The organism is Pseudonocardia lutea (assembly GCF_042658055.1).
In the GTDB taxonomy this organism is placed as follows: domain Bacteria; phylum Actinomycetota; class Actinomycetes; order Mycobacteriales; family Pseudonocardiaceae; genus Pseudonocardia; species Pseudonocardia lutea.
This window is the reverse complement of sequence record NZ_JBHSQK010000051.1, coordinates 1-23,104: the sequence shown is the minus strand read 5'-3', so window position 1 is coordinate 23,104 and position 23,104 is coordinate 1. Positions and strand designations below refer to the sequence as shown.

20 protein-coding genes and 2 tRNA genes are annotated in these 23,104 nt (G+C 72.6%); 12 read left to right on the top strand and 10 right to left on the bottom strand.

Annotated features, from left to right (window positions below; translation table 11 throughout):
- Positions 1 to 199 precede the first annotated feature (199 nt).
- On the top strand, positions 200 to 1,147 hold the full coding sequence (locus ACFQH9_RS20065) for a D-alanine--D-alanine ligase family protein (RefSeq protein WP_379567698.1): 948 nt from the start codon (positions 200 to 202) through the stop codon (positions 1,145 to 1,147).
- A 60-nt stretch (positions 1,148 to 1,207) separates the two neighbouring features.
- On the opposite strand, the gene ACFQH9_RS20060 is transcribed toward ACFQH9_RS20065, so the two are convergent.
- The 8 genes from ACFQH9_RS20060 to rpmH all read right to left on the bottom strand — a co-directional run bounded on the left by ACFQH9_RS20060 (position 1,208) and on the right by rpmH (position 6,568).
- Positions 1,208 to 2,188 (bottom strand): ParB/RepB/Spo0J family partition protein, encoded by a 981-nt coding sequence (locus ACFQH9_RS20060; RefSeq protein ID WP_379567697.1) that lies wholly within the window; start codon positions 2,186 to 2,188, stop codon positions 1,208 to 1,210.
- Positions 2,189 to 3,085, bottom strand: coding sequence for a ParA family protein (locus ACFQH9_RS20055; protein ID WP_379567696.1), 897 nt, complete (start codon positions 3,083 to 3,085; stop codon positions 2,189 to 2,191).
- Positions 3,086 to 3,128: 43 nt separating this feature from the next.
- The gene (gene rsmG, locus ACFQH9_RS20050; protein ID WP_379567695.1) at positions 3,129 to 3,791 is read right to left on the bottom strand and encodes a 16S rRNA (guanine(527)-N(7))-methyltransferase RsmG; all 663 of its coding nucleotides are present in this window, start codon (positions 3,789 to 3,791) and stop codon (positions 3,129 to 3,131) included.
- Positions 3,792 to 3,901: 110 nt separating this feature from the next.
- On the bottom strand, positions 3,902 to 4,393 hold the full coding sequence (locus ACFQH9_RS20045) for a Jag family protein (protein WP_379567694.1): 492 nt from the start codon (positions 4,391 to 4,393) through the stop codon (positions 3,902 to 3,904).
- A 127-nt stretch (positions 4,394 to 4,520) separates the two neighbouring features.
- The gene (yidC, locus tag ACFQH9_RS20040) at positions 4,521 to 5,696 is read right to left on the bottom strand and encodes a membrane protein insertase YidC (protein WP_379567693.1); all 1,176 of its coding nucleotides are present in this window, start codon (positions 5,694 to 5,696) and stop codon (positions 4,521 to 4,523) included.
- Positions 5,690 to 5,995, bottom strand: coding sequence for a membrane protein insertion efficiency factor YidD (gene yidD / locus ACFQH9_RS20035; protein ID WP_379567741.1), 306 nt, complete (start codon positions 5,993 to 5,995; stop codon positions 5,690 to 5,692). Before yidD ends, yidC begins: the two co-directional genes overlap by 7 nt.
- Positions 5,996 to 6,036: 41 nt before the next feature.
- Entirely contained in the window at positions 6,037 to 6,414 is a 378-nt protein-coding gene (gene rnpA / locus ACFQH9_RS20030) for a ribonuclease P protein component (protein WP_379567692.1), read from the bottom strand.
- 16 nt (positions 6,415 to 6,430) lie between these two features.
- Complete coding sequence (gene rpmH / locus ACFQH9_RS20025) at positions 6,431 to 6,568, bottom strand: 50S ribosomal protein L34 (RefSeq protein ID WP_232872451.1); 138 nt, start codon at positions 6,566 to 6,568, stop codon at positions 6,431 to 6,433.
- 531 nt (positions 6,569 to 7,099) lie between these two features.
- Between rpmH and dnaA the strand changes: the two genes are divergently transcribed.
- The 11 genes from dnaA to ACFQH9_RS19970 all read left to right on the top strand — a co-directional run bounded on the left by dnaA (position 7,100) and on the right by ACFQH9_RS19970 (position 20,853).
- On the top strand, positions 7,100 to 8,752 hold the full coding sequence (gene dnaA / locus ACFQH9_RS20020; protein ID WP_379567691.1) for a chromosomal replication initiator protein DnaA: 1,653 nt from the start codon (positions 7,100 to 7,102) through the stop codon (positions 8,750 to 8,752).
- A 1,402-nt stretch (positions 8,753 to 10,154) separates the two neighbouring features.
- Positions 10,155 to 11,309, top strand: coding sequence for a DNA polymerase III subunit beta (gene dnaN, locus ACFQH9_RS20015; protein WP_379567690.1), 1,155 nt, complete (start codon positions 10,155 to 10,157; stop codon positions 11,307 to 11,309).
- A 106-nt stretch (positions 11,310 to 11,415) separates the two neighbouring features.
- The gene (gene gnd / locus ACFQH9_RS20010) at positions 11,416 to 12,417 is read left to right on the top strand and encodes a phosphogluconate dehydrogenase (NAD(+)-dependent, decarboxylating) (RefSeq protein WP_379567689.1); all 1,002 of its coding nucleotides are present in this window, start codon (positions 11,416 to 11,418) and stop codon (positions 12,415 to 12,417) included.
- A 14-nt stretch (positions 12,418 to 12,431) separates the two neighbouring features.
- Entirely contained in the window at positions 12,432 to 13,601 is a 1,170-nt protein-coding gene (recF, locus tag ACFQH9_RS20005; RefSeq protein WP_379567688.1) for a DNA replication/repair protein RecF, read from the top strand.
- A 147-nt stretch (positions 13,602 to 13,748) separates the two neighbouring features.
- Positions 13,749 to 14,345 carry a DciA family protein gene (locus ACFQH9_RS20000; RefSeq protein WP_379567687.1) on the top strand — a complete coding sequence of 199 codons (597 nt, stop codon included), beginning with the start codon at positions 13,749 to 13,751 and terminating at the stop codon, positions 14,343 to 14,345.
- A gap of 376 nt (positions 14,346 to 14,721) precedes the next feature.
- A complete protein-coding gene (gyrB, locus tag ACFQH9_RS19995; protein WP_379567686.1) occupies positions 14,722 to 16,701 on the top strand; it encodes a DNA topoisomerase (ATP-hydrolyzing) subunit B in 1,980 nt (659 codons plus the stop codon).
- 51 nt (positions 16,702 to 16,752) lie between these two features.
- On the top strand, positions 16,753 to 19,275 hold the full coding sequence (gene gyrA / locus ACFQH9_RS19990) for a DNA gyrase subunit A (RefSeq protein ID WP_379567685.1): 2,523 nt from the start codon (positions 16,753 to 16,755) through the stop codon (positions 19,273 to 19,275).
- A gap of 73 nt (positions 19,276 to 19,348) precedes the next feature.
- Positions 19,349 to 20,404: a DUF3566 domain-containing protein gene (locus ACFQH9_RS19985; RefSeq protein WP_379567684.1), complete on the top strand. Its 1,056-nt coding sequence runs from the start codon at positions 19,349 to 19,351 to the stop codon at positions 20,402 to 20,404.
- Between the two features lie 120 nt (positions 20,405 to 20,524).
- Positions 20,525 to 20,598 (top strand) — tRNA-Ile (locus ACFQH9_RS19980).
- 33 nt (positions 20,599 to 20,631) lie between these two features.
- Positions 20,632 to 20,739 carry a DLW-39 family protein gene (locus ACFQH9_RS19975; protein ID WP_379567683.1) on the top strand — a complete coding sequence of 36 codons (108 nt, stop codon included), beginning with the start codon at positions 20,632 to 20,634 and terminating at the stop codon, positions 20,737 to 20,739.
- Between the two features lie 41 nt (positions 20,740 to 20,780).
- Positions 20,781 to 20,853, top strand: a tRNA-Ala gene (locus ACFQH9_RS19970).
- Between the two features lie 133 nt (positions 20,854 to 20,986).
- On the opposite strand, the gene ACFQH9_RS19965 is transcribed toward ACFQH9_RS19970, so the two are convergent.
- Both ACFQH9_RS19965 and ACFQH9_RS19960 read right to left on the bottom strand, forming a co-directional pair.
- Positions 20,987 to 21,190 carry a cold-shock protein gene (locus ACFQH9_RS19965; protein WP_379567682.1) on the bottom strand — a complete coding sequence of 68 codons (204 nt, stop codon included), beginning with the start codon at positions 21,188 to 21,190 and terminating at the stop codon, positions 20,987 to 20,989.
- Between the two features lie 308 nt (positions 21,191 to 21,498).
- On the bottom strand, positions 21,499 to 23,104 hold a 1,606-nt coding region (locus tag ACFQH9_RS19960), incomplete at its 5' end, for a peroxidase family protein (RefSeq protein ID WP_379567681.1).

Genomic DNA, 23,104 nt, shown 5'->3' with positions numbered 1-23,104 from the left:
GTTTCACGTGAAACAACTCCGGACGGTCCTCCTCGTCGCGGCGGCCCAACCTCAGCAGCGTCCGCCCCGGTTCCGCCCGCGGCAGGGCCGAACTTCCCCCAGGGCGGCGACGATCGTCCGTCCCGTGCGGGTTCCGTTTCACGTGGAACAGCGCGGACCGGTCGGCACTGCGCCCGGGGCCGTGGCGCAGAATGCCCCGGTGAGCGATCGAGGCGTGGCCGTGCTGGCCGGTGGGCTGTCCCACGAGCGTGAGGTGTCCCTGCGATCCGGGCGTCGACTGGCGGGGGCACTGCGTGCCAGCGGGCTCGAGGTCCGCGAGTGGGACGCCGACGCCGCGCTGATCGAGCGACTGCGAACCGAGCGGCCCGACGCCGCCGTCGTCGCGCTGCACGGGGGAGAGGGCGAGAACGGTGCCGTGCAGGCCGTGCTGGAGCTCCTCGGCGTGCCGTTCGTGGGTACCGTCGCGTCGGCGTGCCGGCGCGCCTGGGACAAGCCGACCGCCAAGGCCGAGCTAGCCCGCTCCGGGCTGGACACCCCGGACTGGGTGGCGCTGCCGCACACCACGTTCCGCGAGCTGGGCGCGCAGGCCGTCCTCGACGCCATGGTCGACCGGCTCGGGCTGCCGCTGATGCTCAAGCCGGACCAGGGCGGCTCGGCCCTCGGCGCGCAGGTGGTCCGCTCCGCGGCCGAGCTGCCGTCCGCGATGGTCAGCTGTCTCGCCTACGCCGACACGGTCCTCGCCGAGCGCTTCGTGACCGGCACCGAGGTCGCCGTGTCCGTGGTGCACGACGGCGCCGAGCCGCGCGCACTTCCCCCCGTCGAGGTGGACGTGCCCGGCGGCGTCTACGACTACACGGCTCGCTACACCCAGGGCGCCGCGAGCTTCCACTGCCCGGCCCGCCTGCCCGAGGACGTCCTGGACCGCCTCCGCGAGACCGCGCTGCAGGCGCACGCGCTGCTCGGGCTGCGCGACCTCTCCCGGATGGACGCGGTCGTCGACGAGGAGGGTCGGGTCCAGATCCTCGAGGTGAACGTGTCGCCCGGTCTCACCGACACCTCGCTGCTGCCCACCGCCGTCGCGGCCGAGGGGAACGACCTGGGCGCCGTGTTCGCCGCACTCGTGGACCGGGCCGTCGAGCGGGGCTGATGTTCCACGTGAAACGGCGCCGCCCGGAGGGGCGGCGCCGTTCGTGTGTGCGGGCCCCGATCAGCCGCGCTCGATCAGCCCGGCGATGCGCTCCAGGTCCTCCGCCGACCCGAACTCGACGACGAGCCGGCCCTTCCGGGCGCCCATCTCCACCTTGACCGTGGTGTCGAACCGGTCGGAGAGCCGCGTGGCGAGCTCGGTCATTCCCGCGGTCGGACCGGGGCGGGAGCGTGCCTGCCGCGGCCTGCCCGGGTGCTTCTCGTTGCGCGCGAGCACCACGGCCTCCTCGGTGGCGCGCACCGACATGCCCTCCGCGACGATCCGGGCGGCGAGCTCCTCCTGCGCCTCGGCGTCGTCGAGCCCGAGGAGGGCCCGCGCGTGCCCGGCGGACAGCACGCCGGCCGCGACCCGCCGTTGCACGGCCACCGGCAGGCGCAGCAGCCGGATCATGTTGGTGACCACCGGCCGGCTGCGGCCGATCCGGTCGGCCAGCTCGGTCTGGGTCACGCCGAACTCCGCGAGCAGCTGCTCGTAGGCGGCGGCCTCCTCCAGCGGGTTCAGCTGGACGCGGTGGATGTTCTCCAGCAGCGCGTCCCGGAGCATCGCGTCGTCGCCGGTGCGGCGGACGATCGCGGGCAGCACCTCGAGGCCGGCCTGCTGGGAGGCGCGCCAGCGCCGCTCGCCCATCACGAGCTCGTACTCGTCCGGACCGGTCTCGCGCACCACGACGGGCTGCAGCAGCCCGAACTCCCGGATCGAGTGGGCCAGCTCGGCGAGGTGCTCCTCGTCGAACTGGGTACGCGGCTGCTTCGGGTTCGGGCGGATCGCCGCGACCGGGATCTCGCGGTAGACCGCACCGGCCTCGGCGACGGCCTCGGGAGCCGCCTGGAGGGTGGGCCGCGCGGGCGCGCCGCGCTCCCACGCCTCCGGCACCCGCGACGACGGGGTCGGGGGGGAGGGCTGCCCCGGCTGCTCGGCCGGAGGTGCCGTCGGGATCAGCGCGGCCAGGCCGCGGCCCAGCCCGCCCTTGCGCTCGGCCATCTACGCCCCGTTCGTCTCCGGCCCGCCCATCCGCGAGCCGTACACCGCGATCTCCCGGGCCGCGTCGACGTAGCTCATCGCGCCGCGCGAACCGGGGTCGTACGCGAGCACCGTCTGGCTGTAGCCCGGCGCCTCGGAGACCTTGACGCTGCGCGGGATGACCGTCCGCAGCACGGTGCCGCCGAAGTGCTGACGCACCTCGGAGGTGACCTGGTCGGCGAGCTTGGTGCGGCCGTCGTACATGGTCAGCAGGATCGTCGAGACGTGCAGCGCGGTGTTGAGGTGCGAGCGCACGAGGTCGATGTTGCTGAGCAGCTGGCCGAGCCCCTCCAGCGCGTAGTACTCGCACTGGATCGGGATCAGCACCTCCTGGGCCGCGACGAGCGCGTTGACCGTCAGCAGGCCGAGCGAGGGCGGGCAGTCGATCAGGACGTAGTCGACGGCGAGCTCGTCGAGCACCGCGTCGTTGAGCGCCTGCCGCAGCCGGGACTCGCGGGCGACCATGCTGACGAGCTCGATCTCGGCGCCGGCCAGGTCGATCGTGGCGGGTACGCACAGCAGGTCGTCCGACGCCGTGCTCACCGCGGCGGCCTCGACGATGCCGATCTCGCCGAGCAGCGCCTCGTAGATCGACGGCGTGCCGGCCCGGTGCTCGACGCCGAGGGCCGTGCTCGCGTTGCCCTGCGGGTCGAGGTCCACGACGAGCACCCGCAGGCCGTGCATCGCCAGCGCCGCGGCGATGTTGACCGTGCTCGTGGTCTTCCCGACGCCGCCCTTCTGGTTGGCGACGGTGAGGATCCGGCGGTGCGCCGGCTTCGGCATCGAGTGCCGGTCGGGGTGCCGCAGGCGGGCGGCACGCTCCGCCTCCTCGGCGATGGGGGTCCAGCCGATGCTCATCGCGCGGGGCCTTCCTGACGACGTGTCACGTGGAACGGCGGGATCACGAGCGCCTCCTCCGTGGCCTGCCGGCGGACCGGCTCTCCCGTTCGACCGAGACGACGGTGCTCGGCGGGTCGACGACACCTGCGCCGCACCGCTCGATCACGGGAGTACCGCCGCCGAGCCGGTGGACCTCCGCGGTGTCCCGGGCGACCTCGTCCGGCGCGGACGCGCCCTTGACGGCGAGCAGCCGGCCCCCGACCCGCAGCAGCGGGAGCGACCAGCCGGCGAGCCGGGCCAGCGGCGCGACGGCACGAGCGGTCACCACGTCCGCCCCCTCCCATCGACGCCGGATCGCATTCTCCTCGGCCCGCCCCCGCTCCACGGTGAGCGACAGGCCCAGATCGTCGATGATCTCGCCGAGCCACTCCACCCGGCGGGCGAGCGGCTCCACGAGCACGATCCGAAGATCCGGACGAGCCAGCGCCAACGGTATCCCGGGAAGGCCCGCTCCCGAACCCACGTCCACGACCTTCGCGCCGTCCGGCACGAGTTCCGCGACGACGGCACAGTTCAGGACGTGCCGGTCCCACAGCCGGTCGGTCTCGCGGGGGCCGATGAGCCCGCGTTCGACGCCGGACGTCGCGAGGTGTTCGACGTACCGGGCGGCGAGGTCGAGGCGCTCGCCGAAGACCTTCTCCGCCGCGGCGGGGGGATGTTCCACGTGAAACCGTCCAGATGTTCCAGGGGCCGGACACGGCCGCGCCCTCCGGTCCGATGCGGACACGGAGGGCGCGGGCGGGTGCTGGGGTGCGGGTCCGGGAGGACCCGGCCTCACTTGTCGCGGAAGACGACGACCTGCCGGCGCGGCTCCTCGCCCTCGCTCTCGCTGGAGACGCCCTTGACCGCGGCGACGGCGTCGTGCACGACCTTGCGCTCGAAGGGGGTCATCGGGCGGAGCCGCACGGACTCGCCCGACGCCTTGACCTCCTGGGCGGTGCGGGTGCCGAGCTCGGTGAGCTCGTCCCGGCGGCTCTGCCGCCAGCCGGCGATGTCCAGCATGAGCCGGCTGCGGTTGCCGGACGCCTGCTGGACGGCGAGCCGGGTCAGCTCCTGCAGCGACTCCAGCGTCTGACCGCGGTCGCCGACGAGCTTCACGAGGTCCTCCCCGCCGTCGATGCTGACGATCGCCCGGCCGGCCTCGACATCGAGGTCGATGTCGCCGTCGTAGTCGAGGATGTCGAGCAGGCGCTCGAGGTAGTCGCCCGCGATGTCCCCCTCCTTGATCAGCTGGTCCTCGGACCCGCTCTCCGCGGTCTTCGGCACGTGTGTCTCCTCTCCACGTCAGCTCGTCCGCTCCGCCCGGGGGCGGGTCGGACGACGTGAGCGGGCGGCGCCGCCCGGGCCGCCCGCTCGAAGGTCCGTCGGGTCGGTGTGCGACCGACCCGGGTGTTCACCGGCGTTTCTTGCCCTTCCGGGCCTGCGTCCGGTTGCCGCCGCCACCGGGGCGCCCGGCCTGGCCGGCGGGCCGGTTGCCCGGCTTGCCGCCCACGGGCTTCGCTCCCGGCTTCGGCTTGTTCACGGGCTTGGCGCCCGGCTTCTTCGCCGGCGCGGACGGGACTCCACCGTCGCCGCTGCCGTCCGTGCTGGCGTCCGAGCCGCCGTCCGCACCGCCGTCCGCGTTCCCGTCGACGCTGCCGGTCGAGCCGACGTCCACCCCGTCGGTGTCCGCGGCGACGCCGTTGCCGTTCACCACGCCGCGGACCTCGCGCTGCGGCTTCTGGCCCGGCTTGGGAGCGAGGGAGTTGCGCTGCGCGGTCGCCTTCTCCTTCTTCTCCGCCTCCTCGGCGTCGATCCGCTTGTAGACGAAGTACTGCTGGCCGAGGGTCCACAGGTTGTTGGAGACCCAGTAGAAGAGGATCGCCAGCGGGAGGAAGGGTCCGCCGACCACGACGCCGATGGGGAACACGTACAGCATCAGCTTGTTCATGATCGCGGTCTGCGGGTTCGCCATGGCCGCGGGGTTGGCCATCTGGCGGGCCACCGAGTGCCGCGCGGTGATGTGCGTGAAGATGCCCGCGATGATCATCAGCGGGATCATCACGATCAGCTGGCTGGTGAGGTTGCCGCCGAGCTCGGCCAGGCTCGTGGTCGAGTACTGCGTGTTGACGACCGACGCGCCCAGCTTGGCGCCGAAGAAGTCCGAGTCGACGAAGGAGCGCACCTCGTCGGCGCCGAAGAAGTAGTTCTCGGTCTTGCCCGGCTTGAACTCGCGCAGCACGTGGAACAGGCCGATGAACACCGGCACCTGCACCAGGACCGGGAGACAGCCGCCGAGCGGGTTGGCGCCGTTCTCCGACTGGAGCTTCTGCATCTCCGCGGCCAGCTTCTGCCGGTCGTTGGCGTACTTCTTCCGGAGCTTCTGCATCTCCGGCGCCATCTCCTGCATCTTCCGCATCGAGCGGACCTGCCCGACGAAGGGCTTGTACAGGATGGCGCGCAGGGTGAAGACCAGGAAGATCACCGCGAGGACCCAGGAGACGCCGGAGTCCGCGCCGAACACGAAGCCGAACGCCTTGTGCCAGACCCACATGATGAACGACACGGGGTAGTAGATGAAGTTCAGCACGGCGCTTGCTCCTCGCACTTCTCAGTGCAGTCGGCGGCTCGACGGTCGTCGGGGCGGGCGGGGCGGTCGGGTTCCGAACGTTCGGGAGGGTCCGGGGGTTCCGGGTGGTCCGGGGCCCGCGGTGGGACCGGGTCCACCCCGCCAGGGTGCCACGGGTGGCAGCGCAGCAGCCGTCGCACGGCCAGCCACGTGCCGCGTGCCGCGCCGTGCACCTGAACGGCCTCGAGCGCGTAGGCGCTGCAGCTCGGGTAGAAGCGGCAGGTCGGGGGCAGCGCGGGGGAGATCCAGCGCTGGTACACGCGCACCGCTGCGATCAGCACGCGCGCGACGGGGGAGGGGCTCACCGGGCGGGCTCCCGGCCGCGCAGCTTCTTCGACGCGGAGCGCAGCGCGGAGTCCAGCTCCGCGCCGAGCTCGGCGGAGGTCGCCGCGGCGGCGGTCGGGAGCGCCCGCACGACGAGCGACGACCCGGTCGGCAGGGTGCCGAGCCGGGCCGCGACGAGATGACGCAACCGTCGGGTGACGCGGTGGCGGACCACCGCGTTCCCGACGGCCTTGCTCACGACGAACCCGGCCCGCGGCGAAGCCTGCGAGGCCGGGTCGGTGGTGGACGCCATGTCCAGGTGCACGACGAGCCGGGAGCGGCCCGCCCGGCGACCGTGGCGGATCGTCGAGGCGAACTCGTCCCGACGGGTCAGCCGGGCGCCGGCGGGCAGCACTCCGACGGCGCGGGGCTCAGGCCGAGAGCTGCGCGCGGCCCTTGCGGCGGCGCGCCGAGATGATCGCGCGCCCGGCGCGCGTGCGCATCCGAAGCCGGAAGCCGTGCGTCTTGGCCCGGCGGCGGTTGTTCGGCTGAAAGGTGCGCTTGCTCACGGTCGACTCTCCCGGTCGACGGCGCCGTGGGGTACCGGGCCGTCCGTCGCTGCTGATCTCGGTCATGCGCGGGTGCCGTGTCCGGGGCACACGGAGGTGCCGGCGACGGACCGCGCCTGCAGACCAGGGTACGCAGCCGCTTCCGAGCGGCGCAAACCACCCCCGGACGGGTCCGCGCACGGGTGACGACGCGGGTGCGCTGCGTCATCCCCGCAGGCCACGGCGGGGGCGTCGAACAGCCTCGCACACCCTCCTGACCTGCGCGTCTTGTGGCTCGCGGCGGGTCGTTGTTAGCGTGCGGGCTTCGCAGTTCCATCCGGGGGGATCGGGGCTTCTCCGACTGTCACCACGACGGACGCTGCGGGCGCGCCCCCGACGGGAGGGTGGTCGCGGCCCGCCGTACTCCCCTGCGTACGGTCTACGCACATGTGTGGATAAGTCTGGGGATGCCCGGCCCCACGCCGACGAGACGACGAACGAGGTCGTGCCCACCGCTCCCCAGCAGGTCGGCACGCGGAGAGGGGCCGAGCGGTGGCCGAACCCGGTGACCTCGCCCAGGTGTGGAGCCTGGTCATCGCCGACCTCGCCGGACCCGCGACGGACCCGGGTTCGCCCGGGCTGTCCGCGCAGCAGCGCGCCTTCCTGCGACTCACCCGCCCGCTCGGGCTCCTCGACGGCACGGCGCTGCTCGCCGCGCCCAGCGAGTTCGCGAAGGACGCGATCGAGCGGATCCTCCGGCGCCCGATCAGCGACGCCATCGGTCGCCACATGGGCGTGCAGGTGAACCTGGCGGTGGTGGTCGACGCCAACGCCGCCTCCGGTGGCACGGACGTGCCCGACCCGCCGGCCCGCGTGCGGCCCGGCGCCCCGTCGCTCGGCGAGATCGCCGACGGCCGCGGCCCCGCCCCGGCGTCGCCCCTGCCCGGGCTGGCCCCGCCGGCGACCAACGGCTCGGCGGGCGCCGCGCAGGACGCGCCCACCCCGCCGTCGGGCATCCCGGTCGACCCGGCCGCGGCCGCGCAGCTGCCCGAGCCCGCCGGCGTCGAGCCGCAGGCGCCGGGCGAGACCGGACCGCTCGGTCCCGGCCGGCCCGAGGTCTGGCCGACCTACTCGGCGCCGCAGGCCGGCGACCCGGTGGCGCCGCGGTCGCAGACCCGGCTGAACGAGAAGTACACCTTCGACACCTTCGTCATCGGGGCGTCGAACCGGTTCTCGCACGCCGCGGCGGTGGCGGTGGCCGAGGCGCCGGCGCGCGCGTACAACCCGCTCTTCATCTGGGGCGAGTCCGGGCTCGGCAAGACCCACCTGCTGCACGCGGTGGGCCACTACGCCCAGCGGCTCTTCCCCGGGATGCGGGTGCGGTACGTGAGCACCGAGGAGTTCACGAACGACTTCATCAACTCGCTCCGGGACGACCGCAAGGTCGCCTTCCAGCGCCGCTACCGGGACGTCGACGTGCTGCTGGTCGACGACATCCAGTTCCTGGAGGGGAAGGAGGGGACCCAGGAGGAGTTCTTCCACACCTTCAACACCCTCCACAACGCCAACAAGCAGATCGTCGTCTCCTCCGACCGGCCGCCGAAGCGCCTCGAGACCCTCGAGGACCGCATGCGCACGCGGTTCGAGTGGGGCCTCATCACCGACATCCAGCCGCCCGAGCTGGAGACGCGGATCGCGATCCTGCGGAAGAAGGCGGCGCAGGACCGGCTGGCGGTGCCCGGGGACGTCCTGGAGTTCATCGCCGAGCGGATCGAGCGGAACATCCGCGAGCTCGAGGGCGCGCTGATCCGGGTCACCGCGTTCGCCTCGCTCAACCGGCAGCCGGTCGACACCCAGCTCGCCGAGATCGTGCTGCGCGACCTCATCCCGGACTCGGCCGCCTCCGAGATCACCGCGCCGACGATCATGGCGGTCACCGCCGAGTTCTTCGACGTGACGATGGACGAGCTGTGCGGGCCGGGGAAGACGAAGGCGCTCGCCCAGGCCCGGCAGATCGCCATGTACCTGTGCCGCGAGCTGACGGACCTCTCGCTGCCGCGGATCGGGCAGACCTTCGGCGGCCGGGACCACACCACCGTCATGCACGCGGACAAGAAGATCCGCAACGAGATCTCACTGCGGCGGAAGACCTTCGAGCAGGTGCAGGAGCTCACCGCCCGCATCAAGCAGCGCGCCCGGCACTGATCCCGCCGGGGAGCCGGCGGAATCGTGCCCCGTCCCGCGCGGCGACCCGACGAACGCCCCGTTCCTCCCGTCGACGACGGTGCGCCCCCGTGCCGGTCGTGCCGCCGGTCGGGAGGGGCCTCGCTACGGGACGCCGGCCGGGCCGTGACCAGCCCCCGGACGGCACGAGGCGACTCGTGGTGCCAGGCACTCCGACCGGGAAGGCCGGTTCTCCCCATTGGTGGTGCCAGGTCTCCCGACTCGCGGAGCCAGAACTCCCGACTCGCGGAGCCAGAACTCCCGACTCGCGGGGCCGGATCTCTCGACCCGCGACGGCAGGTCCCCCGACTCGCGAGGGCAGGAACTCGCCGGGCTCGCGGGGGGTCGGAGGGGCTCAGATCGCGAGTTGTCCCCATCCGTCCCCAGGCTCCCCACCCCGGAGGCGCCCCCCGACGCGCCGAGCCACCCGGTCTCGCACCGTCACTGCCAGCGCCGGACCACCGGCACCCACACGGCTCATCGCGATCGGGCCCGAGCCGCCCTCGCAGCGCCTCTTCCCGGTAGGCGGGGTGACCTCCGCGGAGATCCACATCCGGTCCGCCGGCTCCTCCACCGCCCCGACCCGATCTCCATCCGGTCGAGATCGGAACCGCCCGCGTGTCGCTCCCGCGCTCACCGCTCGTCGTCCGGTAGTGGGCGTTCGGCGCACAGTCGGCCCAGCGCCGGCCCCGGACCGTCACGGAAACGGTCACGCTCCGTTGCAAAGCGTGTGCAGGGCGGGGTTTCTGTGGGTGCCGCCCGTCGCCACCGGGTTGCCGCGACGACGCCGACCGGTCGCGCAGCGTGGACGCACGGCCACGCTTCACCCACATCTGGGGACAACTCTGTGGATTGTCGCGCCGGAGCCCGTGGACGGACGGCCCGAGAACAGTGGACAACTCGCCGCGCGGACGGGGACGGGCGCAGGACAACCTCCCGAGAACGCCGGCCATCCACGACCCGCGGCCTCCGTCCCGAGTCGGTCCCGAGGCTCGGTCCCCAGGACGCCGCACCGTCCGACCTGCGCCGACGGCGGCTATCCACACTGTGCACAGGACCTGTTCCTGTTCCTGGAGTTCTCTCTTTCACGAACTCGAAGAGAAAGAGGGGGGTGGATGGAGCACACGGACGGGGCGGGCGCGGGCCTCCCTCGACCGCTCGTCGGACGGGAACCGGGCGACGTGACACCCGGCCGCGCGAGGCTCTACGGTGAGTCGGCCGATCCCGGACCGCCGGGTCGTCGGCGGAATCCCGGGGAGCCGTGGCACGGCCGAGCCGTCGGGGACCCGCCGGGGACCCACCTCGTCCGGGCTCCCCACAGCTCGTCCCGTGTGCCCGCCTAACGGTCACACCCAGTGACCACCGGTGAAAGGTCTCCCTCGCCATGAAGTTCCGGGTCGAACGCGACGTCCTCGCCGACGCTGCCGCCTGGGTGGCCCGCAGCCTGCCCGCGCGGCCGCCGGTTCCGGTCCTCGGCGGTGTCCTGATCGACGCCGCCTCGAGGGAGGGCGGCGAGCGGCTCACGGTCTCCGGGTTCGACTACGAGACCTCGGCCCGCGTGGAGCTCGACGCGACGATCGGCGACCCCGGCCAGGTGCTCGTCTCCGGCCGGCTGCTCGCGGACATCACCCGCGCCCTGCCGAACAAGCCGGTGGACCTCGTGGTCGACGGCGCCCGCGCCACGATCAACTGTGGGAACAGCCGCTTCTCGCTGCCGATCATGCCGGTGGAGGACTACCCGCAGCTGCCGGCGATGCCGCAGCGCGCCGGCACGGTCGACGCCGCGGAGCTGGCCGGCGCCGTCGCCCAGGTCGCCGTCGCCGCGGGCCGCGACGACACGCTGCCGATGCTCACCGGCGTCCGGCTCGAGATCGAGGGGACCCGGCTGACCCTCGCCGCCACGGACCGGTTCCGTCTCGCGGTCCGCGAGCTGGACTGGCAGCCGGAGGACGCCGGCGTCTCCACCGCGGTGCTCATCCCGGCGAAGACGCTCTCGGACGTCGCCAAGACGCTGGCCGGCGCCGGGACCGTCGAGATCGCGCTCTCCGCGGGGGACGGCATGCTCGGCATGACGGGCGGCGGCCGCCGGGCCACCACCCGCCTGCTCGACGCGGAGTTCCCGCGCTTCCGTCAGCTGATCCCGTCCGAGCACACCACCGCGGCCGAGATCGAGGTCGCCGCGCTGGTCGAGGCGATCAAGCGTGTCTCGCTGGTCGCGGACCGGGTCGCGCAGATCCGCCTGGAGTTCGGCGAGGAGGGGCTGCGGCTCGCGGCCGGTGGCGAGGACGTCGGGAGCGCCGAGGAGGAGCTGCCCTGCGCGCTCGACGGCTCCGCGCTGACCATCGCGTTCAACCCCGGCTACCTGCTCGACGCCCTGGGCGCGCTGCACACCGAGAAGGCGCAGCTCACGTTCACCACGCCGAACCGGCCCGCCCTGGTGCGCCCGGTCGTCCCGCCGGCCGACGGCGAGGAGGCCGCGGATGCCCCGGCCGTCCCCGGGTACCTCCACCTCCTGATGCCGGTCCGCCTGCCGGGCTGAGCGGAGCTCGCGGAGCGAGTCTCGGCACCGAGCGGAGCTCGCGGAGCGAACCTCGGCACCGGGCGGGCTCGCTCCGACTGATCGTCCCGGCGCCGGATGCGGCACGATGGGCCGGCGCCGGCCGGCGTGGGGACCACGAGCGAGCTGTGAGGAGCGGGACGTGCAACTCGGACTGATCGGCCTGGGCCGCATGGGCGGGAACATGCGGGACCGGGTGCGGGCGGCGGGCCACGAGGTCGTCGGGTACGACCCGCGCCCCGAGGTGACCGACGTGCCGTCGCTCGAGGACCTCGCGAAGGCGCTGGCCGCGCCGCGTGTGGTCTGGGTGATGGTGCCCTCCGGCGACCCGACCCGCTCCACCGTGCGCGCGCTGGCGGACATCCTCGAGCCGGGCGACCTGGTCATCGACGGCGGCAACTCCCGCTACACCGACGACGGGCCGAACGCGGAGCTGCTGGACGCCAAGGGGATCGGCTACGTCGACTGCGGCGTGTCCGGCGGCATCTGGGGCAAGGACAACGGCTACGGCCTGATGGCGGGCGGCGCGAAGGAGCACATCGAGCTCGCCATGCCGATCTTCGACGCGCTGCGCCCCGAGGGCCCGCGCGAGGAGGGCTTCGCGCACGCCGGGCCGGTCGGCGCCGGCCACTTCGCGAAGATGGTGCACAACGGCATCGAGTACGGCCTCATGCAGGCCTACGCCGAGGGCTTCGAGCTGATGGAGGCCGCGGAGCTGGTCCACGACGTGCCCGCGGTGGTCCAGGCGTGGTCGCGCGGCACCGTCGTGCGGTCGTGGCTGCTGGACCTGCTGGTCAACGCGCTGCGCGAGGACCCGCACCTGGCGGAGCTCGAGGGCTACGTGGACGACTCCGGCGAGGGCCGCTGGACGATCGAGGAGGCGATCCAGCACGCCGTCCCGCTGCCGGTGATCTCCGCGGCCCTGTTCGCGCGCTTCGCCTCCCGCCAGGACTCCTCGCCCGCGATGAAGGCCGTCGCCGCGCTGCGCAACCAGTTCGGCGGGCACGCGGTGAAGAGGGCCGCCGGACCGGCCGGCGCGCCCGGCGACGTCGCGGGCCCCAGCTCGGGCACCGGCTCCACGCACGGTTGAGGTAGACCTACGGGGTGCATCTGCGTCGGCTCGCCGTCGAGGACTTCCGGTCCTGGGAACGTGCGGAGCTCCTCCTGGAGCCGGGCGTCACGGTCCTGGTCGGGTCGAACGGCGTCGGCAAGACCAACCTGGTCGAGGCGATCGGCTACCTCGCCACGCTCGGCTCGCACCGGGTCGCCACCGACGCCCCGCTGATCCGGCGCGGCGCCCAGCGCGCCATCGTGCGCGGCCAGGTCGTGCACCAGGGCCGGGAGCTGAACGTCGAGCTGGAGATCACCGCCGGCAAGGCCAACCGGGCGCGGGTCAACCGCGCGCCGGTGGCCCGTCCGCGGGAGGTCCTCGGCATCCTGCGCAGCGTCCTGTTCGCCCCGGAGGACCTGGCCCTCGTCCGCGGCGACCCCGGCGAGCGCCGGCGGTTCCTCGACGAGCTGCTGGTGGCCCGCTACCCGCGCTACGCCGGGGTGCGCAGCGACTACGAGCGGGTGCTGCGGCAGCGGTCCGCGCTGCTCAAGACCGCGCGCAACCGCAGCGCCGACCTCTCCACGCTCGAGGTGTGGGACGGGCACCTCGCCCGGCACGGCGCCGCGCTGCTGGCCGGCCGACTCGACCTGGTCGAGGGCATCGCGCCGCACGCCGAGAAGGCCTTCGCCGAGGTGGCGCCGTCGTCGGACCCGCTCACCCTGGCCTACCGGTGCTCGATCCCCGGTGAGCTGCCCGCCGCAGCCGGACCGAGGGTCGGCTCCGCGAGCTCCGCCTCCGCCGAGCTCGAGGCGCTCCTGCTCGACGAGCTGGCGCAGGTGCGCCGGCAGGAGATCGAGCGCGGGGTGTGCCTGGTCGGGCCGCACCGGGACGACCTGCTGCTCAATCTCGGCGAGGGTCCGGCGAAGGGGTACGCGAGCCACGGCGAGTCGTGGGCGATCGCGCTGGCCCTGCGCCTGGCCTCCTACCGCCTGCTCAAGGCGGACGACGTCGAACCCGTCCTCATCCTGGACGACGTGTTCGCGGAGCTGGACGCGCAGCGGCGCCGTGCGTTGTCCGCGGTCGCCGCAGAGGCGGAGCAGGTCGTCGTGACGGCGGCGGTCGAGGAGGACGTCCCGGCGGAGCTGTTGGGGACGCGCTACGCGGTGGGCGGTGGATCGGCGGTACGGGTCGAACCGGACGCACCGCCGTCGAACACCACCTGACGTGGGACGGAACGGAAGACGTCGAGCGCCCTTCGGGCGGGCGCTCCTGGGGACAAGGTTGTGGATACTGTGGATAACCACCGCTCCTCCCGTGACTCCGGTCACAACACACCGCCCGTCGCGGGCGACCGACCGTCGGGCCGTCCCGTGATCCACAACCCTGTCCACACCCCTGGGGACACGATCTCGCCTACCGCTCGTCGCGACGAGGGGGAGCCGCCCGCCGACGGTGGCCGGCGTGGCGCCGACCTCGCCCGGGACGCCCTCGCCGCGGCGCGCGAGGCCAACGCGCAGAAGCGGCACGAGCGGGAGGCGGAGCAACGAGGGACGCGACCGAAGGGCTTCGGGCGGGGACGCCGCCGTCGCTGGTCGGGCCCGGGACCGGACAACCGGGACCCGCAGCCGTTCGGCCGGCTGGTCTCCCGGGTGGCGATGGACCGCGGCTGGTCCTCCCGGCTGACCGACGCCACGGTGCTGGGCCGCTGGCCCACGCTCGTCGGCCCGGACATCGCCGACCACTGCACGCCGGTCTCGCTGCGGGACGGCGAGCTGACCCTGCAGGCGGAGTCGACGGCGTGGGCCACGCAGCTGCGCACCCTGCAGCGCCAGCTGCTGCAGCGGCTCGCCGGCGCGGTCGGACCCGACGTCGTCCGTCGGATCCGGGTCGTCGGCCCGAGCGGGCCGAGCTGGCGGCACGGTCCCCGGCACGTCCGCGGCCGCGGCCCACGCGACACGTACGGCTGATCTGCGCGCGACGCCCTGTCGCGACCAGCACGAACGGCGCGTTCGCTGAGGAGGATCGAGCGAAGACGCCGTTCGCCCGCGCGGGCGGGGGAGAAGGCGGGGACGACCGTTCGCGTCCGCGAGGGGGCCGCTCAGCGCGACATGACGCCGCGGGAGCGACGTTCGACCCCCGTTCCCGCCGTCCGGACCCGGTTCGGAGCCGGATCGCGCCGCTGTGACGCTTCTGGACGTGTCCTAGCCGCATTCCTGTCGGGCCGGACCGGTAGAATCATCAGTAGTGCCGAGCGGGTCCCCGTGCCCCGCCGGTCCTCGCCGGTACCGGCGCGCGTCCCGCGCGTCCCCGGGCCGGCTCTCGTGGCGAGGAGACCAACAGCCCGTGGCGGAGAAGAAGAGCGGCTACAGCGCGTCGTCGATCACGGTCCTCGAGGGCCTGGAAGCCGTCCGCAAGCGCCCCGGCATGTACATCGGCTCCACCGGCGAGCGCGGTCTGCACCACCTCATCTGGGAGGTCGTGGACAACGCGGTCGACGAGGCGATGGCCGGGTACGCGACGCGTGTCGAGGTGACCCTGACCGCCGACGGCGGCGTCCGCGTGGTGGACGACGGCCGCGGCATCCCGGTCGACATGCACCCGGTGGAGAAGAAGCCGGCCGTCGAGGTCGTGCTCACCGTGCTGCACGCCGGCGGCAAGTTCGACGGCAAGTCCTACGCGGTGTCCGGCGGCCTGCACGGCGTCGGCGTCTCCGTCGTGAACGCGCTGTCCAGCGCGCTCGACGTCGAGATCCACGTGGACGGCCACGTCTGGACCCAGCACTACGACCACTCGGTGCCCGGCCCCCTGAACAAGGGTGCGGCCACCAAGCGCACCGGCACGTCGATCACCTTCTGGGCCGACCCCGCGATCTTCGAGACCACGACCTACAACCTCGAGACCATCCAGCGCCGGCTGCAGGAGATGGCGTTCCTCAACAAGGGGCTGACCATCGTCCTGCGGGACGAGCGCAACGGGGACTCCGACGGCGCGGACGAGCCCGACGCCGAGGGCTTCGTGGCCAAGGTCAAGGAGCAGACCTTCCACTACCCGGGCGGGCTCGAGGACTTCGTCGCGTTCATCAACAAGAGCAAGGACCCGATCCACCGCAAGGTCATCGGGTACACCGGCGAGGGGCCCGGCCACCAGGTCGAGGTCGCGATGCAGTGGAACTCGGGCTACTCCGAGTCCGTCTACACGTTCGCGAACACGATCAACACGCACGAGGGCGGCACCCACGAGGAGGGCTTCCGCTCCGCGCTGACCACCACGGTCAACCGGTACGCGCGCGACAAGAAGCTGCTCAAGGAGAAGGACCCGGCCCTGTCCGGGGACGACATCCGCGAGGGCCTGGCCGCGATCGTGTCGGTGAAGGTCGCGGAGCCGCAGTTCGAGGGGCAGACCAAGACCAAGCTCGGCAACACCGAGGTCAAGTCGTTCGTCCAGCGGATCAGCAACGAGTGGCTGTCGGACTGGTTCGAGCGCAACCCGGCCGAGGCCAAGATCATCGTCAACAAGGCCGTCTCGTCGGCACAGGCGCGGCTGGCCGCCCGCCGGGCGCGCGAGCTGGTCCGGCGCAAGAGCGCGGGCGACATCGGCGGGCTGCCGGGCAAGCTGGCGGACTGCCGCTCCACGGACCCGAGCAAGTCCGAGGTCTACATCGTGGAGGGCGACTCGGCGGGCGGGTCGGCCAAGTCCGGCCGGGACTCGATGTACCAGGCGATCCTGCCCATCCGCGGCAAGATCATCAACGTCGAGAAGGCCCGGATCGACCGCGTCCTCAAGAACACCGAGGTCCAGGCCATCATCACGGCGCTGGGCACCGGCATCCACGAGGAGTTCGACCTCGCGAAGCTGCGGTACCACAAGATCGTGCTGATGGCCGACGCGGACGTCGACGGCCAGCACATCCGCACGCTGCTGCTCACGCTGCTGTTCCGGTTCATGCGGCCGCTGGTCGAGGCCGGTCACGTGTTCCTGGCGAACCCCCCGCTCTACAAGATCAAGTGGGGCGGGCGCGGCGCCGAACCGGAGTTCGCCTACTCCGACGCGGAGCGGGACGGGCTGATCGCGGCCGGTCGCGAGGCCGGCAAGAAGCTGCCCAAGGACGAGGGCGTGCAGCGCTACAAGGGCCTCGGCGAGATGAACGCCAAGGAGCTGTGGGAGACCACGATGGACCCGGCGCACCGGATGCTCTCGCGCGTCACGCTCGACGACGCCGCCACGGCGGACGAGCTGTTCTCCGTCCTGATGGGCGAGGACGTGGAGTCGCGGCGCTCCTTCATCACCCGCAACGCGAAGGACGTGCGCTTCCTGGACGTCTAGATCACACGTCTGTGCTAGACGCCCGTACGAGACGCACGTGAGAGAAGGACGATGACCGACACCCTGGACCCCACGCTCCCACCCACCGGGCCCGCCGAGGGCGGCGCGGGCGGTGGCGACCGGATCGAGCCGGTCGACATCCAGCAGGAGATGCAGCGCTCCTACATCGACTACGCGATGAGCGTGATCGTGGGGCGTGCGCTGCCGCTCGTCGAGGACGGCCTCAAGCCGGTGCACCGGCGCGTCCTCTACTCGATGGGGGAGAACGGCTTCCGGCCGGACCGCTCCTTCGTCAAGTGCGCCCGCGTCGTCGGCGAGGTGATGGGCAACTACCACCCGCACGGCGACTCGGCGATCTACGACGCGCTGGTCCGGCTCGCCCAGCCGTGGTCGATGCGCTACCCGCTGATCGACGGGCAGGGCAACTTCGGCTCCCGCGGCAACGACCCGGCCGCGGCCATGCGGTACACCGAGTGCCGGCTCTCGCCGCTGGCCATGGCGATGCTCCAGGACATCGACGAGGAGACCGTCGACTTCCTGGACAACTACGACGGCAAGACGCAGGAGCCCGTCGTCCTGCCCTCGCGGGTGCCGAACCTGCTGATCAACGGCTCGGTCGGCATCGCGGTCGGCATGGCCACCAACATCCCGCCGCACAACCTGCGCGAGGTCGGCGAGGGCGTCGCGTGGGCGCTGGACAACCCCGAGGCGTCCGACGAGGAGCTCCTCGACGCGCTGATGGCGCGGATCAAGGGCCCGGACTTCCCGACCGCCGGCCTCATCGTGGGGCGGGACGGCATCGAGTCCGCCTACCGCACCGGCCGCGGCTCGGTGCGCATGCGTGCGGTGGTCGAGGTCGAGGAGGACGCCAAGGGGCGCACCACCCTTGTCGTCACGGAGCTGCCGTACCAGGTCAACCCGGACAACCTCATCGAGTCGATCGCGGGCATGGTCCGGGACGGCAAGATCACCGGCATCTCGGAGATCAACGACGAGTCGTCCGACCGGGTCGGCATGCGGATCGTGTTCACGCTCAAGCGCGACGCCGTGGCCAAGGTCGTGCTGAACAACCTGTACAAGCACAGCCAGCTGCAGTACAGCTTCGGCGTCAACATGCTGGCGATCGTCGACGGCGTGCCCCGCACGCTGCGGCTGGACCAGGTCGTCCGGAACTACGTCCGGCACCAGATCGAGGTCATCGTCCGGCGGACCCGCTACCGGCTGCGCAAGGCCGAGGAGCGGGCCCACATCCTGCGTGGTCTGGTCAAGGCGCTCGACGCGCTCGACGAGGTCATCGCGCTGATCCGGGCGTCGGAGACGGTCGACGTCGCCCGGCAGGGCCTGATCGACCTGCTCGACATCGACGAGATCCAGGCGCAGGCCATCCTCGACATGCAGCTGCGCCGGCTGGCCGCCCTCGAGCGCCAGAAGATCATCGACGAGCTGGCCGAGATCGAGGAGGTCATCCGCGACCTGCAGGACATCCTCGACCGGCCCGAGCGGCAGCGGCAGATCGTCCGCGACGAGCTCATGGAGATCGTCGAGAAGCACGGCGACGAGCGGCGCACCCGGCTCGTCCCGGACGACGGCGACGTCACCAACGAGGACCTCATCGCCGTCGAGGACGTGGTCGTCACGATCACGCAGACCGGCTACGCGAAGCGCACCAAGACCGACCTCTACCGGGCGCAGAAGCGCGGCGGCAAGGGCGTGCAGGGCGCCACGCTGAAGCAGGACGACATCGTCGCCCACTTCTTCGTGTGCTCCACACACGACTGGATCCTCTTCTTCACGAACAAGGGCCGCGTGTACCGGCTCAAGGCCTACGAGCTGCCCGAGGCGAACCGCAACGCCCGCGGCCAGCACGTCGCGAACCTGCTCGCCTTCCAGCCGGACGAGCACATCGCCCAGGTCATGCAGATCAAGGACTACCAGGCCGCGCCGTATCTCGTCCTGGCGACGAGAAGTGGCCTGGTGAAGAAGTCCCGCCTCGAGGACTTCGACTCCAACCGCTCCGGCGGCCTGATCGGCATCAACCTGCGGGACGAGGACGAGCTGGTCGGCGCGGTGCTCTGCGGCGCGGACGACGACCTGCTGCTCGTCTCGGCCGAGGGCCAGTCGATCCGGTTCACCGCCAGCGACGAGGTGCTGCGCCCGATGGGCCGCGCCACCTCCGGCGTGCTCGGTATGCGGTTCAACGACGGGGACCGGCTGCTGTCCATCGGTGTCGTCCAGCCGGACCGCTTCGTCCTGGTGGCGACCGCCGGCGGGTACGCGAAGCGCACCCCGATCGAGGACTACCCGGTCCAGGGACGCGGCGGCAAGGGGGTGTTGACCCTCCAGTACGACCGCCGGCGTGGCACGCTGGTCGGCGCGCTCATCGTCGGGATCGACGACGAGCTCTACGCGATCACGTCGACCGGCGGCGTCATCCGGACCTCGGCCCGCGAGGTGCGGAAGGCCGGCCGGCAGACGAAGGGGGTCCGCCTCATGAACCTCGGCGAGAGCGCCACGCTGCTGGCCGTCGCGCGCAACGCGGAGGACGATGCGGACGCCCCCGAGGTGACCGGCTGAGGCCGGGCCACCCGGTGACGTCGTTGACCCGCAGGTTGCCCTGCACGCCGACCGACGAGGAGAGCTCCACCTCGTGAGCGAGAACGAGAAGCCGGCGACGCCGCCGGGCGCCCAGGACGAGGGGCGGGTCGCCACCGACAGCCCCGAGCCGACCCAACTCCCCGGCCACGGGGCCGCGGCGGTGCCGACCGAGGCCGGCGCGGCCGAGGACCGGACCACGCCCGCGGCCGCGGAGCCGGGCTCGGCCGGGAACGGGTCGGCCGGCGCGGCCTCCGCGTCCGGTGCGGCCTCCGGTGCGGCCTCGGCGCCGTCCGGGAACGGGTCGACGTCGTCGAACGGGTCCGCGGTGTCCCCGGTCGCCGGCGTCGCCGCGGCGGGTGACACCGACGGCTCGTCGTCCCGGCCGGTGCCCAGCCCACGCCCGGAGGCCGCCACGTCGGGCGCCGGCCCGGACGGGGCGGGCGAGAGCCAGGAGGCCCGGCCCGGCACCGTACCGACGCCCCCGCCGTGGCGGCGCGCACAGGGCGAGGAGGACACCGACGGCACGGAGGGTGCGGACCGCGCCGCCGGGGCGCCGACCCCCCGCCCGGCGCCGCAGCGCTCGCCGGCGGTCGACTCGCTGCTGAGCGAGGCGCCCACGGCCTACATCGACCGGAACGCCGCGCCCGGTGCGGCCGGGATCGGGGCGGCCGCCGGCGCCGCGACCCTGCCGGGTGGCACCGGCGCCGAGGTGCACGCCGAGGTGCCGAACGTGGCCGGCCGGGCCCCACGGCAGGCGCTGCTGCAGGTCAAGCGGTTCGACCCGTGGTCGGTGCTGAAGCTGGCGCTGGTGCTGGCCGTGGTGCTGTTCTTCATCTGGCTCGTGGCGGTCGGCGTGCTCTACGGCGTGCTCGACGGCATGGGTGTGTGGGACCGGCTCAACGGCACCTACGCCGACCTGGTCTCCGGCGGTGGTCAGGGCGGCGGCGGCTCGCTCATCAGCGCCGGCAGCGTGTTCGGCTTCGCCGCGATCATCGGCGCGATCAACAGCCTGCTGTTCGCGGTCGCGCTGACCGTGGGCGCGTTCGTCTACAACGTCTCCGCCGACCTCGTGGGTGGGATCGAGGTCACGCTCTCCGAGCGCGACTGAGGTCCGCCCGCCCGGCGCCCCCGGCACGGGCCGCCGACCTGCGGTTTCACCTCCCGCCCCGGTTCGAGGGGCCGGTGCGGGAGGCCCGCGGGGGCTCATGTATCGTCGTTCCTGCCGCAGGGGCCTATAGCTCAGTTGGTTAGAGCGCATCGCTGATAACGATGAGGTCGCTGGTTCAAATCCAGCTAGGCCCACTCCTCCCGGCACCGGCTTCGAAGGTGATCGACGTGAAGAAGATCCTCGCTCTCGTCGCCGCAGCCGGCGCCGCGATCCTGGTCCTTCTCAAGGCCAAGAGCCGCCCCGGCGAGGATCCCTGGCACGAGGCGACACGCTGACCGCGTGCACCTCGCGCCTCCCGCGGTAGCGTTGGGCCCACGGGGACGTAGCTCAATTGGCAGAGCACCGCCTTTGCAAGGCGGGGGTTAGGGGTTCGATTCCCCTCGTCTCCACACACGTGTAGTGCCCGGTCGTGGCCGGCGACCCGATCGGAAATGAGCTCCGCCCCGCCGGCTCGGCGTGATCCGGGCCCGGACGGCGAGAGCCCGCCCCCCCGGGGGAGACGGGCTCCTGTCCGTGCTGCCGTCAGATGACGCGGACGCCGGTGGCCTGCGGGCCCTTCTTGCCCTGGCCGATCTCGAACTCCACCCGCTGGCCCTCGTCGAGGCTGCGGTAGCCGGTGCTGTCGATCTCCGAGTAGTGGACGAAGACGTCAGCGCCGCCGCCGTCCTGCTCGATGAAGCCGAATCCCTTCTCGCTGTTGAACCACTTGACGGTGCCCTGTGCCATGTGACTGCTCCTCGCAGGGGGCCCTCCGCGGTGTGCGGGGCCCGGTCGACCCCGATGGCGGGTCCCTCCGTCACGGTGACGACGGGGCCGCGGTCCATCGCCGTGTTTCCGCGAGCGTGCTGAACACGGACCTCGAAAACCGAACGACCGACCGCACCCTACTGCGTGGCGGGCCCGGACGGGCACGCCGCGGAGCGCATTCGTCGAGGCGCGTCGCCGGGCGCCCGAGGAGCCCCGGTTCCCGGCCGCGGACGACGAACGCCCCGGTCCACCGCGGGCGGCGGACCGGGGCGTCGTCGGACGGAACGTCAGCGCAGGTCGAAGCGGTCCAGGTTCATGACCTTGTCCCACGCCTTGACGAAGTCGCGGACGAACTTCTCCTTGGCGTCGTCGGCGCCGTAGACCTCGACGATGCCGCGCAGGATCGAGTTCGAGCCGAAGACCAGGTCGGCCGCGGTGGCGGTGCGGACCACGTTGCCGTCGGCGTCGCGGGCCTCGTAGACGCCCTCCTGGTCCTTCGACGTGCCCCACTCGACCCCGAGGTCGAGCAGGTTGCGGAAGAAGTCCTGGGACAGGACGCCCGGCCGGTCGGTGAAGACGCCGTGCTGCGTGCCGCCGGTGTTCGCGCCCAGAACCCGCAGACCGCCGATGAGGACGGTCAGCTCCTTGGCGGAGAGCTCGAGGTTGTAGGCGCGGTCGACGAGCAGCGTCTCCGGCTCCAGCTTCACGTCCGGGGTGATCCAGTTGCGGAAGCCGTCGGCGCGGGGCTCGAGGAAGGCGAACGTCTCGACGTCCGTCTGCTCCTGCGAGGCGTCGGTGCGGCCGGGGGCGAACGGCACGGTGACCGTGACGCCCGCGTCCGCGGCGGCCTTCTCGACGGCCGCGGCGCCCGCCAGCACGATCGTGTCGGCCAGCGAGACGGGCTTGCCGAACGCCGAGCGGACCTCGTCGAGCTTGGCGATGACCTCCTGCGTGCCGGCGTTGACCGGCCAGCTCGCCTGCGGCTCGAGCCGCAGGCGAGCACCGTTCGCGCCACCGCGCTTGTCGGTGGTGCGGAAGGACGCCGCGGACGACCAGGCGGTGTGCACGAGCTGCGAGACCGTCAGGCCCGAGTCGAGGATCTGCTTCTTCAGCTCGGCCGCGTCGGAGTCCGACAGCAGCTCGTGGTCGACGGCCGGGATCGGGTCCTGCCAGAGCTGGACCTCCTGCGGCACCCACGGACCGACGTAGCGCGAGACGGGGCCCATGTCGCGGTGCAGCAGCTTGAACCAGGCGCGGCGGTAGGCCTCGGCGAACTCCTCCGGGTTGTCCCGGAAGCGCTCGGAGATCTTGCGGTACTCCGGGTCGACGATCAACGAGAGGTCGCTCGTCGCCATCATGGGCGGGTTCTTCTTGCCCGGGATGTGTGCGTCGGGCACGAGCTCCTGGCCCTCGGCCTCCTTGGGCTTCCACTGCTTGGCGCCGGCCGGGCTCTGGGTGAGCTCCCACTCGAAGCCGAACAGCATGTCCCAGTAGCCGTTGTCCCACTGGGTGGGGTTCGGGGTCCAGGCGCCCTCGAGACCGCTGGTGACGGTGTCGGCGCCCTTGCCGGTGCCGTTCTGGTTCTTCCAGCCCAGGCCGCCGGAGAACACGGGGCAGCCCTCCGGCTCCGGGCCGACGAGGTCCGGGTTGCCGGCGCCGTGCGCCTTGCCGAAGGTGTGGCCACCGGCGATGAGGGCGACGGTCTCCTCGTCGTTCATCGCCATCCGGCCGAACGTCACGCGGATGTCGTGGGCCGTCGCGAGCGGGTCCGCCTGGCCCTTCGCGCCCTCCGGGTTGACGTAGATGAGGCCCATGGTGACGGCGCCGAGGGCGCCCTCGAGCTCGAGCGGGGCGTCGCCGCTGTAGCGCTCGTCGCCGAGCCAGGTGTCCTCC